Origin of the sequence: Corynebacterium sp. LK2510 (assembly GCF_040946405.1) — a bacterium.
Lineage (GTDB): Bacteria > Actinomycetota > Actinomycetes > Mycobacteriales > Mycobacteriaceae > Corynebacterium.
Genome location: NZ_JAYWLR010000001.1, coordinates 305,516 through 320,780, shown reverse-complemented (window position 1 = coordinate 320,780; position 15,265 = coordinate 305,516). Strand labels below are relative to the sequence as shown.

The following is a 15,265-nucleotide window of genomic DNA, read 5'->3' as shown; positions in this document are numbered from 1 at the left end:
CTAGTCCGTTGTCGTGTTCAAGAACCCGAGAAGGTCCTCGACGCTGTTGCTGTTTTCGAGGGTGTCGCCAAGCGTGGCGTGGGTGAAGCCGTCGACGGCGTCCAGGTGTACCTTGTGGACCCCCGCCGCGGTCTCGAAAACCACCGACTGCCAGCTCGAGGCGCGGATGTTCTCGCCGAACTTCCGGCTGACTTCGCCGCGGAACCAAGCGCGCGAGTCGAGCGGCGGTGTGGCCGCGGCGTTGGCGATGACGTCGGCGGAGACAAGTGTCTTCATGCTGCCTTTGCGCACGAGGGCGTGGTACAGCGACGCCTGCGGGTCGATGTCGGCGTACTGCAGGTCGATGGCCTTGAGCTTGGGGTCGGAGATGTCGACCCCGCGCCCAATAAAGCCGCTGATCAAAGCCCACTTCGCCGCCCAGTCCAAACGGTCGGCGGTGGAAAGCGGGTCGCGCTCGAGGTCGTCGAGAAGCTCGCCCCAGAGCGCGCACACTCGCTTATCGACGTCATCGCTGGGGCGCACCCGGGAAAGGTACTCGCGGAGGATGGCGGTGGCGCGCATGCGGCGGCCGTCGGCAAGCTCGAGCTCGTGCGTGCAGGTCGGGTCGTGCGAGACGAGCTTGATTTCGGCGACCGGGTCGGCGAGCGCGAGGTCGCGGAAGTCAATATCGGATTCGATGGCGTCGAGGACGAGCTTGGTCATGCCGAGTTTGAGGAAGTTCGAGTACTGGCTCATGTTGGCGTCGCCCACGATGACGTGCAGGCGGCGGAATTCGCGCTCGTCGGCGTGCGGTTCGTCGCGGGTGTTGACGATGCCCCGGTTCAGCGTCGTCTCCAGGCTGACCTTCTGCTCGAAGTAGTCGGCGCGCTGGGAGATCTGGAAGCCTTCCTTCTCGCCCGCCTGCCCGATACCGACGCGCCCGGCCCCGATGATGACCTGGCGGGTGACGAAGAATGGGATCAAGGCCTGTGCCAGCTGCGGGAAATCGGTGTGCCGCGAGTACTGGTAGTTCTCGTGGGAGCCGTAGGACGCGCCCTTGCCGTCGACGTTGTTCTTGTAGAACTTCAGCGGCGGGCACGGGGCCTTTTCTTGCAGTACGCTCACGCCCTGCTCGTACAGCTCGGCGATGTTCGCGGCCGCCGTGTTAAGCACTACGTCTCCGGCCGCGTCGTAGATCATTGCGTCGAAGGCATTCGACACCTCGGGGCTGGAGTACTCGGGGTGGGCGTGGTCGACGTAGAAGCGCGCGCCGTTGTAGGTCACGACGTTGGCCACACCGATCGCGTTGGGATCGACCACGGGCACGGTGTTGTAGCGCTTCAGGTCGAACCCTCGCGCGTCCTTGAGCGGGTGCTCGTCTTCGTAGTCCCACCGCGACCGGGCCGGAGTGTTGAACGCCGCGTACGCGACGACCGCGTGGGTCGAGGTGACGATCGGGCTCAGGCCTGGGTTGGAGGGGCAGATGATTCCGTACTCGGTCTCGGTACCCATGTAGCGCGTCATGGGTACCAAGGTTACTCCCCTATCTTGCCGAGGAAGTGCCGATGCACGGTCTGATCACCCGTCAATTCTGGGTGGAAGCTCACAGCGAGTGCGGTGTCGGTTTCCACGCCGACGATCGCGTCGCCTCGCTTGGCGACGACCCGGGTTCCCTCCCCGACGCTTTCCACCTTTGGGGCGCGGATAAACGCTCCCGTGGCGGGGCCGAAGGAGGTTTCGATCGTCTCCACGGCGCTATTGATCTGCGGCCCGAACGCATTGCGGCGCACGACCATGTCGATCACTCCGAGACTCTGCTGTCCCGGCGCGGGATCCACGATCTCGGTCGCGAGCATGATCAGCCCGGCGCAGGTGCCGAGGACCGGCAGGCCACCGGCGAGTGCTTCGCTAAGCGCATCCGTGCACCCGAAGGTGCGCAGCAACCGGTCGATCGTGGAGGACTCGCCGCCGGGGATGACCACGCCGTCAAGCTTGTCGACGTCTGCCGGGCGCCGCACCAACCTCACCTGCGCGCCGAGGTCGGTGAGCATGTCTGCGTGCTCGCGCACACCACCCTGCAGCGCGACGACGCCGATGGTGGGGGCTACCACCCGCGCTCCGCCAGGCGGTGAGGCGCGGGCAGGTCGGCTACGTTGATGCCCACCATGGCCTCGCCTAGCCCGCGCGATGCCTCAGTGACGACGTCGATGTCGTCCCACGCGGCGGTCGCCTTGACGATCGCGGCGGCGCGGGCAGCCGGGTCGCCGGATTTGAAGATGCCGGAGCCGACGAAGACGCCGTCGGCGCCGAGCTGCATCATCAGGGCCGCGTCGGCCGGCGTGGCCACGCCGCCTGCGGTGAACATGACGACGGGTAGCGTGCCGTGCTCGGCGACGTATTGGACTAGCTCGTACGGGGCCTGCAGCTCCTTAGCAGCCACGTAGAGTTCGTCGCGGTTGGCGTTCCGCATCGCGGAGAGCTGGGCGATTTCGGCCGTGATGGTGCGGATGTGCTTGGTGGCTTCTGAGACGTCGCCGGTGCCGGCCTCGCCTTTCGAGCGGATCATCGCGGCGCCCTCATTGATTCGGCGCAGTGCCTCGCCAAGATTGGTCGCTCCGCACACGAACGGAACGGTGAAGTCGCGCTTATCGATGTGGTTGGAGTAGTCCGCCGGGCTGAGCACCTCGGACTCGTCGATGTAGTCGACCCCGAGGTGTTCCAGGATGCGTGCTTCTACGCTGTGGCCGATGCGCGCTTTGGCCATGACCGGGATATCGACGGCCTCGATGATGCCCTCGATGAGGTCCGGGTCCGACATGCGGGCCACTCCACCCTGAGCACGGATATCTGCCGGGACGCGCTCGAGAGCCATAACGGCGACGGCTCCGGCGTCCTCGGCGATACGTGCCTGCTCCGGAGTGACAACGTCCATGATGACTCCACCCTTGAGCATTTGGGCGAGTCCAGATTTCACAGTGAGGTTCGATTCAGTCATGCGGACAATCGTGCACCGGCAACTGGTAGATTTGAAGATCCAGTAATAAATAGATTCTTTGGACCAGTTGTGTTTGACCTTGACCGTTCGCTTCCCACCCCGCTACCCGCCCAGATTGTGGCCGGCATGCGCGGTCTGGTCGCGAACGGACAGCTTGCCGCGGGCGACCGCGTTCCGTCCACGCGTGAGCTGGCGCGCCAGCTCGCGGTGTCGCGCGGGAGTGTTGTGACTGCATACGACCAGCTCATCGCCGAGGGGATCCTCGTCGCCGCGCAGGGCGCTCCAACAATCGTGCACCCAGAGCTGCCGGCGGTGAAAGCGACTCCCGTACCGCCGCGGCCCGCCGGCGTTCGTGCGCGGCGGGGACCGGAGCTGTCGTTGAAGCCCACCTCCGGCCACGCCGGCACCATCCGGCAAGCGGCGTGGCGCAAGGCATGGCGTGAGGCGGCCGACGCAGACAGAGAACCCGTGGACAAGGCGGGCCAGCCGGGGCTGCGCTGGGCGGTGGCTGAACACCTCCGCCTTGCCCGCGGCATGACGGTGAACCCAGACAGCGTCTTGGTGACGGGTGGTTCTCGTGAGGGGCTCCTCCTGATCCTAATGTCCCTCGGCCGCGGTCTGCGGGTAGGCGTCGAAGATCCAGGGCACCCAGGGCTGCGCCGCATTATCCCCATGGCCGGACACCAGTGTGTTGATTGTGTGACAGACCGCTCTGGGGTGGTCGTCGAAAAGCTTCCCGGTGACTTGGACGCGGTTCTGGTGACGCCGTCGCACCGCTACCCGCTCGGGGGTGCGATGCCCGCGGCGAGGCGTACCGCCCTCGCGGAGTGGGCGCGCGAGACGGGCACCGTCGTCGTGGAAGACGACTATTTCGCCGAGCTGCGCTACCGCCACTCCCCTCATCCACCACTGGCGGCGATGGCCCCCGGTGCTCCCGTCCTTGCATTGGGAACTTTCTCGACCTTGCTGAGCACACGACTTTCCGCCGGCTACGTCATCGCGGATCCGATAAACGCGCCGCTCATCCGCGCCACGCGCGAGGTACTGGGGATGCCGGTCTCCCCTGTTACCCAGGCCGCGATAGCAGCGCTTCTCAACGGCGGTCACGCGAGGCGAAACTCCCGCACCGTTCACACGCGCCTGGCACGGCGCAAGCAGGTGCTCGGGGACGATCTCATCCCCGCCCTGACCGCCTGTGGTGCCACCGTGTCAGAGGGGCCGGGACCGTTGAGTACCGATCTGGCAGTGTCATTCAACACCTCAGTTGGGCGCGAGTGGTTCGCGGGCGAACTGGACAGCCGTGGCGTCGAGTTCGGCACGATCGACGGCGGCGAGTCAATTCACCTGAGCTTCGGTCATCTCAGTGACGAAGATTTCACGCGCGCGGTCGACGTGCTCACGCGCGTAGGCGCGGAGTCGTCTCCACATTGAACTCTTCCAACGTCAACGCGTTGTCGTCACGCACCGGCAGGCCACGATCCCGGCTGACATAGCGTGAACCGTCTGGGAAGAGGAAGTGGATGTCGCCGGCTTCCTCGAGAATCGTGATGAAGCCGTCGCTGACCAAGCTATGGCACGCGGAACACAGCGGCAGCAAGTTGTCGAGGTCAGTGGTACCGCCGTCCGCCCAGTCCCGGATGTGGTGCATCTCCATAAAACGCGAGTGGTCGCATCCAGGAATCGCGCACTCTCCACGCCACATGAGCATCAGCGCGTTGATCTGAGCGTCGTTGGCCAACCGGAAGCGGCGGCCGGTGTTGATGACAAGCCCAGTTTCGTCGACTCTGTTGACCCTGTATTCGGCATTGCTGAGGAAGTTCTTGATCGCCTCGGACGGTGCACCGGGGTTGTTGGGAAGGTAGGCCCGGCCATCGGTGGTCATGACCACGTTGACATGGGCACCGGGTGCTCGCAGTGGGTTGGACGGCCGGGTCAGAGCGATATTGACCAGCCCCATGAATGAACTCAGTAGTGCCTCACGCAGGGGCAGTCCGAACCTGGAAACGCTGCTCGCCGCGTGGCAGTCCAGTTCACGGTCCACGGCCGCTGGATCGACTAACCCGTCTTCTCCAGACAGGTTGTCAAGGTCGATGTCGCGCCAGGCCAGCTCCCCGACCCTCATTGCGGCCATGAGCTTTGCCCCTTCCTCCGCGTTGAAGTCGGCCCACAGCCCGATGCGGCCGTCATTGCGAGCCTTCATCCGGACGTAGGACTGGCGCTTCCTCGGCCCGGGGTTGTCGCGGAACTGCAGGAGAGCCAGTTCAAGCTCGTGGTAGCGCATCTCTTCGGCGAGAGCGACGATATCGGCCTCGTTGTGCTCGGTGAGGTACGGCAGCATGAGGCGCACCTTTGAGTAGTTGATCCTCCCCTCCAAGAAGGCGTCGGCCATCACCGAGAACTCGAGCATTGCCCGGCCGGCCTTGACGTACTCGTGCGCGGTGGAGTGCGAGACCGACAAGTTGCGGATGAGCCAGCCCGCGGTGGAGCGTGCGCCGAGCTGGGAGGCGATCCGGAGTGCGTCGACAAGCGCGATGGCGTAGAGAATCTTTGCTTTGTTGCGGGTGATGAGGCCGAATCCGGACTCGATGAGGCTGACGAGGTGCTGCGGTGAAGTGTTGGTCAATTCGGTGGCGATGGACATTGATCCCCCTGATCACGTCTCGAATGGGCGTTCTATCGCGAACGTTAGCAAAGGGGTCAGACACGGCCTTAAAATGCAGTCTGACGTGCGAATTCGAAGAACGCACGAAAACGGAAAAGAGTCCGCAATGCGGACTCTTCACACAGATTCTCAGCAGCTATCCAAGCTCGGTCATACAGTCCGCATTGCGGACTATCCGACCACCTCGACCGCCATGACGCGCCGACCGTGGTGGCCCGTAATCCGGGCCCATTCATCGGGGTTCGCCGTGTTCGGCATGTCCTCGCTCTCATCCTGCTCGGCACGCACCGCCGCGCGCAGATGGTCCGGGCTCACACCGAGTACCGACGCCCCCGAGAGGTGATCCTTGATCGCCAGCTTCTTCGCCCTGTCCACGATGTTGGCAATCATCGCGCCGGAGACGAAGTCGGAGTAGTTCAGCGTCTCCTCGGTGCCGTCGGCAAACGTGAGGCGAATGAACGCGCGGGGCTCGAACAGTGCTGCCGTGGCGGCGTCGATAAGCGAATCCGTGTCCTCTGCGTGCGGGACGGAGTCAGTCAAGTGGCGGGCGAAAATGTCGCGCGCCTCCTCGCGCGTCGGACGCGACACGCGGATCTTGATGTCGAGGCGCCCCGGGCGCAAGATGGCCGGGTCGATGAGCTCCTCGCGGTTGGTCGCACCGATCACGATGACGTTGGCGATGTCCTCGACACCGTCGATCTCGGTGAGCAGCTGCGGAACGACGGTCGTCTCCATATCCGAGGACACACCCGAACCGCGGGTGCGGAAAATAGACTCCATCTCGTCGAAGAAGACGATCACGGGATGTCCGTCGGCCGCGAGCTCGCGGGCCCGCTCGAAGATCAGGCGGATGCGCCGCTCTGTCTCGCCGACAAACTTGTTCAGCAGCTCAGGGCCCTTGACGTTGATGAAGTGCGCGGTGCCACCGTCGCCGATGCGCGAGGACAGCGAGTTCGCCACAGCCTTGGCAATGAGCGTCTTACCGCAGCCGGGAGGGCCATAGAGCAAAACACCCTTCGGCGGGGTCAGGTTGTACTCCTTGTACAGCTCGGGGTGGGCGAACGGCAGCTCAACCGAATCCTGAATCGTCTCGATCTGGTTGTTCAGGCCACCGATGTCCGCGTAGGTGACATCGGGGATCTCCTCCAGCGAAAGCTGCGTGACCTCCGTCTTCGCCACCTTCTCGAAGGCGAAACCGATACGCGTGTCGCACAAGACGGTGTCACCCGCGCGAACAGTGTCGCGCAGCGGCTCCGCAAGCTTAACGACGAACTCCGCACCCTGCGGATCCATCAAGATGACGCGGTCCGGGCCAATTCGCTCGACCACCGTCGCGAGCACTCCGATGTCCTCGAAGCCGCACACCTCGACGATGATCGTGCCCTGGCCGAGGCGCACGAGCGCGCCGGGGATCAGCGCCTCCGGCGACACCCGCGGAGATACCTTGACCCGCATCCGGCGGCCCGAGGTGAAAACCTCCGCGTCGATGTCGTTGCCGGAAGAGCTGAGGTAGACGCCATAGGTCGAAGCCGGCTCCTCCAGCTCCTCGATCTGGGCGTAGAGGTCGGTGAGCTTGTCGCGACTCGCCTTGAGCAGCTCTGCAAGCCTGCTGTTGCGTGAGGTCAAGTCCTGGTTCTCACGCCTGAGAGCTAGGGAATCTGCTGCGAATGCGTCGTCGACAATAGCCATGCCTCAAGTCTAGCGCCGCGCTTTGCGCTGCGGGCGCGGCGGGGTGACCCCGTCTGCGAGCCTGCGGGTCCACACGAGGAACGCAGTGTGCGCGTTCATGCGGTGCTCCGGGCGGGTCGCCAACCCGTCGACTTTCCACTCGCGAAGCAGCGTCTCCCAAGCGCGCGGCTCGGTGAAGCACTTCGCCTCGCGGATTCCCTCCATGATGTTCATCAGCTGCGGGACGGTCGCCACGTACGTCATGAAGACGCCGCCAGGGATGAGCAGGTTCTTTACCGTGTCGATGAAATGCCACGGCTCGACCATGTCGAGGATGAGGCGGTCGACCGGACCGCCCAGGTCTTCCTGCGTCACCGCGCCGAAGTCTCCGAGGCGCGGGCTCCACCACTCCGGTTCCCCACCGAAGTACTCGCGTACGTTGTTGCGGGCGTACTCAAGGTGGTCGTCGCGGATTTCGTAGGAGTAGACGTGACCCTCAGGGCCGACGGCACGAAGCAGGGACATCGACAGCGCGCCCGATCCGGCACCGGCCTCCAGTACGCGAGCACCCATGAAGATGTCGCCCTCAACGAGAATCTGGGCGGCGTCTTTCGGATAGATCACCGCCGCGCCGCGGGGCATGGACAGGACGTGATCGACCAAGAGGTGGCGGAAGCACAAGTAATCGGCACCGAGCGTGGATTTGACCACAGAACCCTCATCCGCGCCTATGATCTCGTCGTGCTCGACGATGCCCTTGTGGGAGTGGAACTGCCCGCCGGCGGTGAGCTCGATGGTGAAGTGGCGGCGCTTGGCGTCGGTGAGCTGCACCTTGTCGCCTGCCTGGAACGGGCCTGAGTACATGGATCCTCCTGGTTGTTGTGCCGGTCGCGTTAACGGTAGTCGGCGCGGTAGAAGGACTCCAAGGCGCGGGTGAACCAGGCCATGTCCTCGACGCCGCAGAGCTCTCGCGCGGAGTGCATCGACAGCAACGGCACCCCCACATCGACGGTGCGGATACCGAGGCGCGTGGCGGAGATCGGCCCGATGGTCGAACCGCACGGCACATCGTTGTTGCCCACGAACGGCTGCACGGGGACGTCAACCGCGCGGCAGGCGCGGATCCACTCCGCCTGGGTCACAGCGTCTGAGGCGTAGCGCTGGTTGGCGTTGACCTTGAGCACCGGGCCGCGGTTCATCAGCGGGCGGTGCGTCGGGTCGTGCTTGCCGGGATAGTTCGGGTGCACGGAGTGCGCCGCGTCCGCCGAGATGAGCATGGAGTCCGCGAGTGCGGCGGAGGGGTCGTCGAAAAGCGAGGCGAGCTTGTGCAGCACCCACTCGAGCAGCGGCCCGCCAGCGCCGGTGGTTGAGGCCGAGCCGACCTCCTCGTGGTTGAACGCGGCCAGCACAAGCACGTCGCGCGCCGCGTCCTTCGCCGCGAGCAGGGCGCTTAACGACGCCCACACGCTCGACAAATTATCCAACCTGCCAGCGGCCAAAACATCGCCGAGTACCTCGGCTGGCTGGGTGTCCGCGGAAATGAGTTCGTGGGCGAGAATGCGCTCGGCCTCGACACCGGCGGACTGGGCGACAATGTCCATGAACGGCCGGTCCACGCCCAGGATCGGCTGCGTGTGCACCTGGCGCTCCACGGCGGGGGCATCACCGCGGTAGAGGTGGATCGCGAGGCTGGGGACACGGGCGATGGCTCCGGTGTCGACGATGACCTCGGTTGTGTCGTCAAGCACCACGCGCCCGGCGAAGGAGAGGTCGCGGTCGAACCAGGTCTGCAGGATCGGACCGCCGTAGACTTCCACCGCCACCTGGCGGAAACCCTCGCGGATGACGTCGGGGTCCGGCTTGACCATCAGCCCCGGCGAATCGGTGTGGGAGCCGATGATGCGCAACCGCGGGCGGGGATTCTCCGGGATCCACCACGCGATGACCGCGCCGCCGTCCACGATCACGTGTCCTCCAGGCTCGACACCGCCGTCAAGCGCGAAGCCAGCCTCCTGGAGCCGCGTGGCGACGCCTGCCGCAGCATGAAACGCGCTCGGGCTGGAAGCGAGGAAGTCAGTGAAATCCGTGATTGTCATGCCTCCACTCTATGATGTTGGGCACTATGACATCCCCGAAGCGACGCGCACTTGCACTGTCCCCCTCCCGAGCCTCCGACTACAAACAGTGCCCGCTGCTTTATCGCCTCCGCGCGATTGACCGGCTGCCGGAGGATAAAACCGAGGCGCAGGTGAAGGGAACGCTCGTTCACGCGGTGCTTGAGGAAATGCACGGTTGGCCACGCGAGGAGCGGTCCTACCCGGCCGCGGTCAAGCGGATCAAGCCGGCCTGGGAAGCGATGCTCGAGCGCGACCCTTCGTGCGCCGCACCGATCGAGGATCTCCACCAACTCTTTGTCGACGCCCGCACGCTCATCCGCGGTTACTTCGAGATGGAGAACCCTTCCGGATTCGACTCGACCGAGCAGGAAATGTACGTCAACGCAGTACTCCCCAACGGCGTCCCCGTGCGCGGATTCATCGATCGGGTGGACGTCGCTCCGACCGGAGAGGTCCGGGTCGTCGACTACAAGACCGGCAAAAAGCCACTACCCCGCTATTCCGCGGACGCCCAGTTCCAGATGCGTTTCTACGCCCTGGTGTACTGGCGATTGTTCGGCCAAATCCCTGACCAGCTCAGGCTGATGTACCTCAAGGTCATCGACTCGATGTTCCTCGCTCCCTCGCGTGAGGAGCTGGAGTACTTCGAGCGCGACCTTGGAGACTTGTGGAACAAGATCGAATCCGACGGCAAGGCCGGAGCGTTCCGCCCGCAGAAATCCAAGCTCTGCGGGTGGTGCTCCTTCCAAGAGCTCTGCCCCGCCTTCGGCGGAACACCGCCGCCGTACCCGGGATGGCCCGGGTCGGTGGCGGACGAAGCCAATTAGAACAGGCCCGAGATTACGCCGTCCGCATCGACGTCGATGTTGTTGGCCGCCGGCTTCTTCGGCAGACCCGGCATTGTCATCACGTCACCGGTCAAGGCGACGACGAACCCGGCACCGGTGCGCGGGAGCAGGTTGCGCACATGCAGGGTGTGCCCGGTCGGCGCGCCGAGCTGCGAGGGGTCGTCGCTAAACGAGTACTGCGTCTTGGACACGCACACCGGAAGGGTGTCGAACCCGTTGGCCTTCAAAGAAGCGAGATCGCGCAGCGCCGCCGGCGAGTACTGGACGTTGTCTGCCCGGTAGATCTCGCGCGCAATCGTCTCGATCGCATTCTCCACGCCGTCCGCCGGGTCGTAGAGCTGACGGGAGGTCCCCTCGGACAGATTGTCAAGAACAACGCGCGCCAGATCCATTGCACCGTCGCCGCCCTTGGCCCACACTTCGGCCTCGGCGAGTTGGATGCCGCGCTCATTTGCCCAGTCGCGCACGAACTTCCGCTCGGCGTCCGTGTCAGAGGTGAACAGGTTGATCGCCACAACCGGGGTGACACCGAACTTGGCTACGTTCTCCACGTGGCGCTCCAAGTTCACAATGCCCTCGCGCACCGCGTCGACGTTTTCCTCAGTGAGAGCGTCCTTGGCCACGCCCGCGTTGTACTTAATGGAACGAATGGTGGCTACGATGACCGCTCCTGCGACGTCGAGGCCGCCGTAGCGGGCCTTGATGTCGAAGAACTTCTCCGCACCCAGGTCCGATCCGAACCCGGCCTCGGTGAGCACGACGTCGGCGAAGCTCATCGCGGTGCGGGTGGCGATGAGGGTGTTGCAGCCGTGGGCGATGTTGGCGAAGGGCCCGCCGTGGATCAGCGCCGGCGTACCGCCCAGCGTCTGCACCAGGTTCGGGTTGATTGCGTCCTTGAGCAGGGCGGCCATTGCGCCCTCGGCGTCGAGCTGACCGGCGGTGATCGGCTGCTTGTCGTAGCTCAGGCCAATGGTGATGGCCGCGAGACGCTGCTTCAGGTCCTCCAGATCCGTGGCCAGGCCCAAGATCGCCATGATCTCGGAGGCCGCGGTGATGGTGAAGCCGGCCTCTGCCGGGACGCCACTGCCCGGCCCGCCGAGCCCGGTTACCACGTTGCGCAGGGACCGGTCGTTGACGTCGAGGCAGCGCTGCCAGGTCACTCGGCGCGGGTCGATACCGAGCTCGTTGCCCTGGTGGATGTGGTTGTCGATCAGGGCGGCGAGCGTGTTGTTGGCGGCGGTAATGGCGTGGAAATCGCCCGTGAAGTGCAGGTTGATGTTCTCCATGGGCACGACCTGGGAGTAGCCGCCCCCGGCTGCACCGCCTTTGATCCCCATCACGGGGCCGAGCGAGGGCTCGCGGAGGGCGACCATCGCCTTCTTGCCGAGCTTCGCCATGGCGTCGGTCAGCCCGATCAAGACCGTTGACTTGCCCTCCCCCGCCGGTGTCGGGGACACGCCGGTGACAAGGATCAGTTTCCCGGGTGCAGCGGACGGCGCGGAGGTGATGTCTACCTTCGCCATGTACTTGCCGTACGGGATCAAAGCGTCATCGGCAATGCCTGCGCGTTGCGCGATATCCGTTACGGGTTCGAGGGTATGTGCCTGGGCAATCTCTACGTCGGTAGCCATGGATAAAGACTATATCCACACATCAGCCTTTGGCGAAGATGACCTAAAGTGCCCCGCACGGCGCGTTCCCGGAGGAGGAACGCGCGGTCAACGACGGGTTTAGTCGGGGCTATTCCTCGTCGAGGTAGAGCTTGCCGCGGAACTCGGGGTGCATGAGGTTTTCCTTGCTAAAGGCATGGTTGAGGTCCTCTTCGCTCATCAGGCCGTGCTCGAGCACGAGCTCGCTCACGCTGCGCCCGGTCTCTGCGGCCTCCTTGCCGATGAAGTCGCCGTTGTGGTGCCCGATGTACGGGGTGAGGTAGGTGACGAGGCCGATGGAGTTAGCGACGTAGCCCTCGCACACCTCGCGGTTGGCGGTGATGCCCGTGACGCACTTCTCGCGCAGCGTCTGCGCCGCGTTACGGAGCAAACGAATCGAGCTGAACAGGGACTCGGCGATGACCGGCTCCATCACGTTGAGCTGCAGCTGTCCTGCCTCGGAGGCCATAGATACCGTGACGTCGTTGCCCATCACCTTGAAACACACCTGGTTGACAACCTCGGGGATGACGGGGTTGACCTTTGCAGGCATGATCGAGGACCCTGCCTGGAGTCTCGGAAGGTTGATCTCGTTGAGGCCCGCGCGCGGACCGGAAGACAAAAGACGCAGATCGTTGCAGATCTTCGACAGCTTCATCGCGGCACGCTTGAGGGCGGAGTGCATCATGACGTATCCACCCGTGTCAGAAGTCGCCTCGATGAGATCCGGGGACGCCTGGATATCAAGGCCGGTGACCTCACGCAGCGCGGAGACAACCTGGTCACGATAGCCCGCCGGCGTGTTGATGCCCGTACCAATTGCGGTTGCTCCGAGGTTGACCTCGAGCAACGCGTCGGCGGCGGTCTTAATCGTGCGCTGCTCCTCAAGCAGGTTCGCGCCGAATGCGGTGAACTCCTGGCCCAGGGTCATCGGGACGGCGTCCTGCAGCTGCGTGCGCCCCATCTTGAGGATGTCCTGGAACTCGTCACCCTTGGCGCGGAACGACTGCTGAAGCTCATCGAGCTCGTGGAGGAGCGACTCAACAGCGTAGTACACGCCGAGCCGGAAACCCGTCGGGTAAGCGTCATTCGTGGACTGCGACATATTGACGTCGTCGTTGGGGTGGATAACGTCGTAGGCCCCTTTATCCTCGCCCATGTGCTCCAGGGCGAGGTTGGCTACGACCTCGTTGGTGTTCATATTGACGGACGTACCGGCCCCGCCTTGAAACACGTCGATGGGGAACTGGTCGAGGCAGCGCTCCTCCACCAGAATCTGGTCGCAAGCCCAGACAATTGCCTGCGCCTTGCTCTTGGGAAGCACGTGCAGACGGCGGTTCGCCATAGCGGCGGCCTTCTTTACCTGCACCATTCCACGAATAAACTCCGGCAAATCGTTAATCGCAGAGCCGGAGATCGGGAAGTTGTTCAACGCCCGAACGGTGTGTACGCCGTAGTACACATCCGCGGGGACGTCCATCGAACCGAGCAGGTCTTTTTCAGTACGCGTATTCATGCACGCCATCATACACATGGCCCAGTCGGCCGGATTAGAGCCGAGCGATGCGCAATTCGGTGGCCAAAATACCTTCCGCGCCGACGGCGGCGAGCTCGTCCATGACCTTGTTTGCCATTGCGCGCGGGACCATCGCACGCACAGCCACCCAGCCCTCACGCGACAACGGAGAGACGGTGGGGCCGGTGATTCCGGGCGTGATCGCGCTCGCTGCGTCGAGGTTCTCGCGGGCGACGTTGTAGTCGATCATCAGGTAGGTCTGCGCGTTGAGGATGCCCTGAATGCGCTTGAGCACAACTTCGTGGCGAGCGGTCAATTCTTGGCCAGTTCGCTTGACGACGACAGCCTCGCTCGTCGTAATCGGCTCACCGAACGGCGCGAGGCCCTGCTGGCGCAGCGTCGCTCCCGTAGAGACAACATCGGCGATGACGTCGGCGACACCCAGCTTAATGGAGATCTCAACGGCCCCGTCGAGGCGGATAACCTCGGAGGGGGTGATCCCGCGCTCAGCGAGGTAGTCCTCCACGAGACCCGTATACGAGGTAGCGATGCGCTTGCCCTCCAAGTCCTCGACCGTCCAGGTCTCCCCCGCCGGAGCGGCGAAGCGGAACGTGGAGCGGCCGAAGCCGAGCGGGAGCACCTCTTCGACCGCCGCGCGCGAATCGAGCGCGAGGTCGCGTCCCGTGATGCCGAGGTCGAGGTGGCCCTGCGCGACATAGATCGCGATGTCCTTCGGGCGCAGGAAGAAAAACTCCACACCGTTGGCCACATCGGCGACGTTGAGGGCCTTGGTGAACCCGCGGTGCTTGTAGCCTGCCTCGGCAAGAACCTGGACGGCCTTCTCGGACAGAGAGCCCTTGTTCGGTACTGCAATCCTGATCATGGAAACGCCCTCCTAGAGGTACTTGTAAATGTCGTCCGGGGTCAGGCCGCGCTTGACCATCATTACCTGGGTCCAGTAGATGAGCTGGCTCATCTCCTCCGCAAGCTCCTGATCGGATTGGTACTCGGCGGCAATCCACACCTCGCCGGCTTCTTCGTTGACCTTCTTGCCAATGAAATGCACGCCCTTGTCCAGTGCCTCGACAGTGGCTGAACCCTCGAGCCGCTCGTCGGCTTTGCGGGTCAATTCGGCAAAAAGGTCATCGAAGTTTTTCACGGTGAATCACTTTATCGCATGGCTGTGGTGAACCATTGCGAAACCTCCGGCAGGCCGGCGCCGACGAACCCCTGCGGGTCAAACGAGTGCACGCCCTCGGGCACCTCCTCGGCCAGACCGATGACGCGGCACCCGGCGGCGGCCGCCGCACTCATCCCCGCCCATGAGTCCTCAAACACGAGGCAGTCCGACGGCGATTCACCAACGCGACGCGCGGCCTCGATGTACATATCCGGCGCAGGCTTCGGGGAGGCCACCTCATCTCCCGTAATCGAATCGGTGAAGAACTCGCGCCCTACGGCATTGATGCACACGTCGGCGAGCTCGCGCTCGGTGTTGGTGGTCACCAGCATTGGCATCCCGGCGGCATGCAGGGATGACAGAAGGCCAATCACACCGGGGTTCGGCTCCAGGTCGTGCGCGAACAGCTCGCCCATGCGCGAATACATCCACGAGCGGTAGTGCTCGTAGTCGCCGTTGACCAGGTCGACGCCGGCGTTGTCGGCGCAAATGCGCAGGGTGTTGACGAAGCTGCCGCCGACGGTTCGTTCGCGTAGTTCGGGAGTGAGCGGTTTGCCGAGGCGCTCGGCGAGCTCGTAGGTGGCGACACCCCAGAGACGCTCGGTATCAACCAGGGTTCCGTCCATGTCCCAGAAAATTGCTGCGGGCATG

Annotated in this window: 14 protein-coding genes; 2 read left to right on the top strand and 12 right to left on the bottom strand. The window is 64.2% G+C overall.

Annotated features, from left to right (window positions below; all coding sequences use genetic code 11):
* Genes dop through pdxS form a run of 3 tightly spaced genes read right to left on the bottom strand, consistent with a single transcriptional unit; the run spans position 1 to position 2,974 of the window.
* A complete protein-coding gene (gene dop / locus VVR41_RS01540) occupies positions 1 to 1,503 on the bottom strand; it encodes a depupylase/deamidase Dop (protein ID WP_368523305.1) in 1,503 nt (500 codons plus the stop codon).
* 11 nt (positions 1,504 to 1,514) lie between these two features.
* On the bottom strand, positions 1,515 to 2,090 hold the full coding sequence (pdxT, locus tag VVR41_RS01535) for a pyridoxal 5'-phosphate synthase glutaminase subunit PdxT (protein WP_368523304.1): 576 nt from the start codon (positions 2,088 to 2,090) through the stop codon (positions 1,515 to 1,517).
* A complete protein-coding gene (gene pdxS, locus VVR41_RS01530) occupies positions 2,084 to 2,974 on the bottom strand; it encodes a pyridoxal 5'-phosphate synthase lyase subunit PdxS (protein WP_368523303.1) in 891 nt (296 codons plus the stop codon). Before pdxS ends, pdxT begins: the two co-directional genes overlap by 7 nt.
* Positions 2,975 to 3,043: 69 nt before the next feature.
* Between pdxS and VVR41_RS01525 the strand changes: the two genes are divergently transcribed.
* Positions 3,044 to 4,405: a PLP-dependent aminotransferase family protein gene (locus tag VVR41_RS01525; protein WP_368523302.1), complete on the top strand. Its 1,362-nt coding sequence runs from the start codon at positions 3,044 to 3,046 to the stop codon at positions 4,403 to 4,405.
* Here the strand turns inward: VVR41_RS01525 and VVR41_RS01520 are convergent.
* The 4 genes from VVR41_RS01520 to VVR41_RS01505 form a co-directional block, all read right to left on the bottom strand.
* Positions 4,371 to 5,615 (bottom strand): HNH endonuclease signature motif containing protein, encoded by a 1,245-nt coding sequence (locus VVR41_RS01520; RefSeq protein WP_368523301.1) that lies wholly within the window; start codon positions 5,613 to 5,615, stop codon positions 4,371 to 4,373. The genes VVR41_RS01525 and VVR41_RS01520 overlap by 35 nt on opposite strands.
* A 192-nt stretch (positions 5,616 to 5,807) precedes the next feature.
* The gene (gene arc / locus VVR41_RS01515) at positions 5,808 to 7,325 is read right to left on the bottom strand and encodes a proteasome ATPase (protein WP_321102774.1); all 1,518 of its coding nucleotides are present in this window, start codon (positions 7,323 to 7,325) and stop codon (positions 5,808 to 5,810) included.
* A gap of 9 nt (positions 7,326 to 7,334) precedes the next feature.
* Positions 7,335 to 8,168 (bottom strand): tRNA (adenine-N1)-methyltransferase, encoded by an 834-nt coding sequence (locus VVR41_RS01510; protein WP_368523300.1) that lies wholly within the window; start codon positions 8,166 to 8,168, stop codon positions 7,335 to 7,337.
* Between the two features lie 29 nt (positions 8,169 to 8,197).
* A complete protein-coding gene (locus tag VVR41_RS01505) occupies positions 8,198 to 9,400 on the bottom strand; it encodes a M18 family aminopeptidase (RefSeq protein WP_368523299.1) in 1,203 nt (400 codons plus the stop codon).
* A 26-nt stretch (positions 9,401 to 9,426) separates the two neighbouring features.
* Between VVR41_RS01505 and VVR41_RS01500 the strand changes: the two genes are divergently transcribed.
* A complete protein-coding gene (locus VVR41_RS01500; protein ID WP_368523298.1) occupies positions 9,427 to 10,248 on the top strand; it encodes a RecB family exonuclease in 822 nt (273 codons plus the stop codon).
* On the opposite strand, the gene VVR41_RS01495 is transcribed toward VVR41_RS01500, so the two are convergent.
* The 5 genes from VVR41_RS01495 to VVR41_RS01475 form a co-directional block, all read right to left on the bottom strand.
* Positions 10,245 to 11,900 carry a formate--tetrahydrofolate ligase gene (locus tag VVR41_RS01495; protein WP_368523297.1) on the bottom strand — a complete coding sequence of 552 codons (1,656 nt, stop codon included), beginning with the start codon at positions 11,898 to 11,900 and terminating at the stop codon, positions 10,245 to 10,247. The genes VVR41_RS01500 and VVR41_RS01495 overlap by 4 nt on opposite strands.
* A gap of 109 nt (positions 11,901 to 12,009) precedes the next feature.
* Positions 12,010 to 13,434 (bottom strand): aspartate ammonia-lyase, encoded by a 1,425-nt coding sequence (aspA, locus tag VVR41_RS01490; protein WP_321100761.1) that lies wholly within the window; start codon positions 13,432 to 13,434, stop codon positions 12,010 to 12,012.
* Positions 13,435 to 13,468: 34 nt separating this feature from the next.
* Complete coding sequence (hisG, locus tag VVR41_RS01485; RefSeq protein WP_368523296.1) at positions 13,469 to 14,317, bottom strand: ATP phosphoribosyltransferase; 849 nt, start codon at positions 14,315 to 14,317, stop codon at positions 13,469 to 13,471.
* 12 nt (positions 14,318 to 14,329) lie between these two features.
* Positions 14,330 to 14,593, bottom strand: coding sequence for a phosphoribosyl-ATP diphosphatase (locus VVR41_RS01480; RefSeq protein ID WP_368523295.1), 264 nt, complete (start codon positions 14,591 to 14,593; stop codon positions 14,330 to 14,332).
* An 11-nt stretch (positions 14,594 to 14,604) separates the two neighbouring features.
* Positions 14,605 to 15,264 carry an HAD family hydrolase gene (locus VVR41_RS01475; protein WP_368523294.1) on the bottom strand — a complete coding sequence of 220 codons (660 nt, stop codon included), beginning with the start codon at positions 15,262 to 15,264 and terminating at the stop codon, positions 14,605 to 14,607.
* Position 15,265 lies beyond the last annotated feature (1 nt).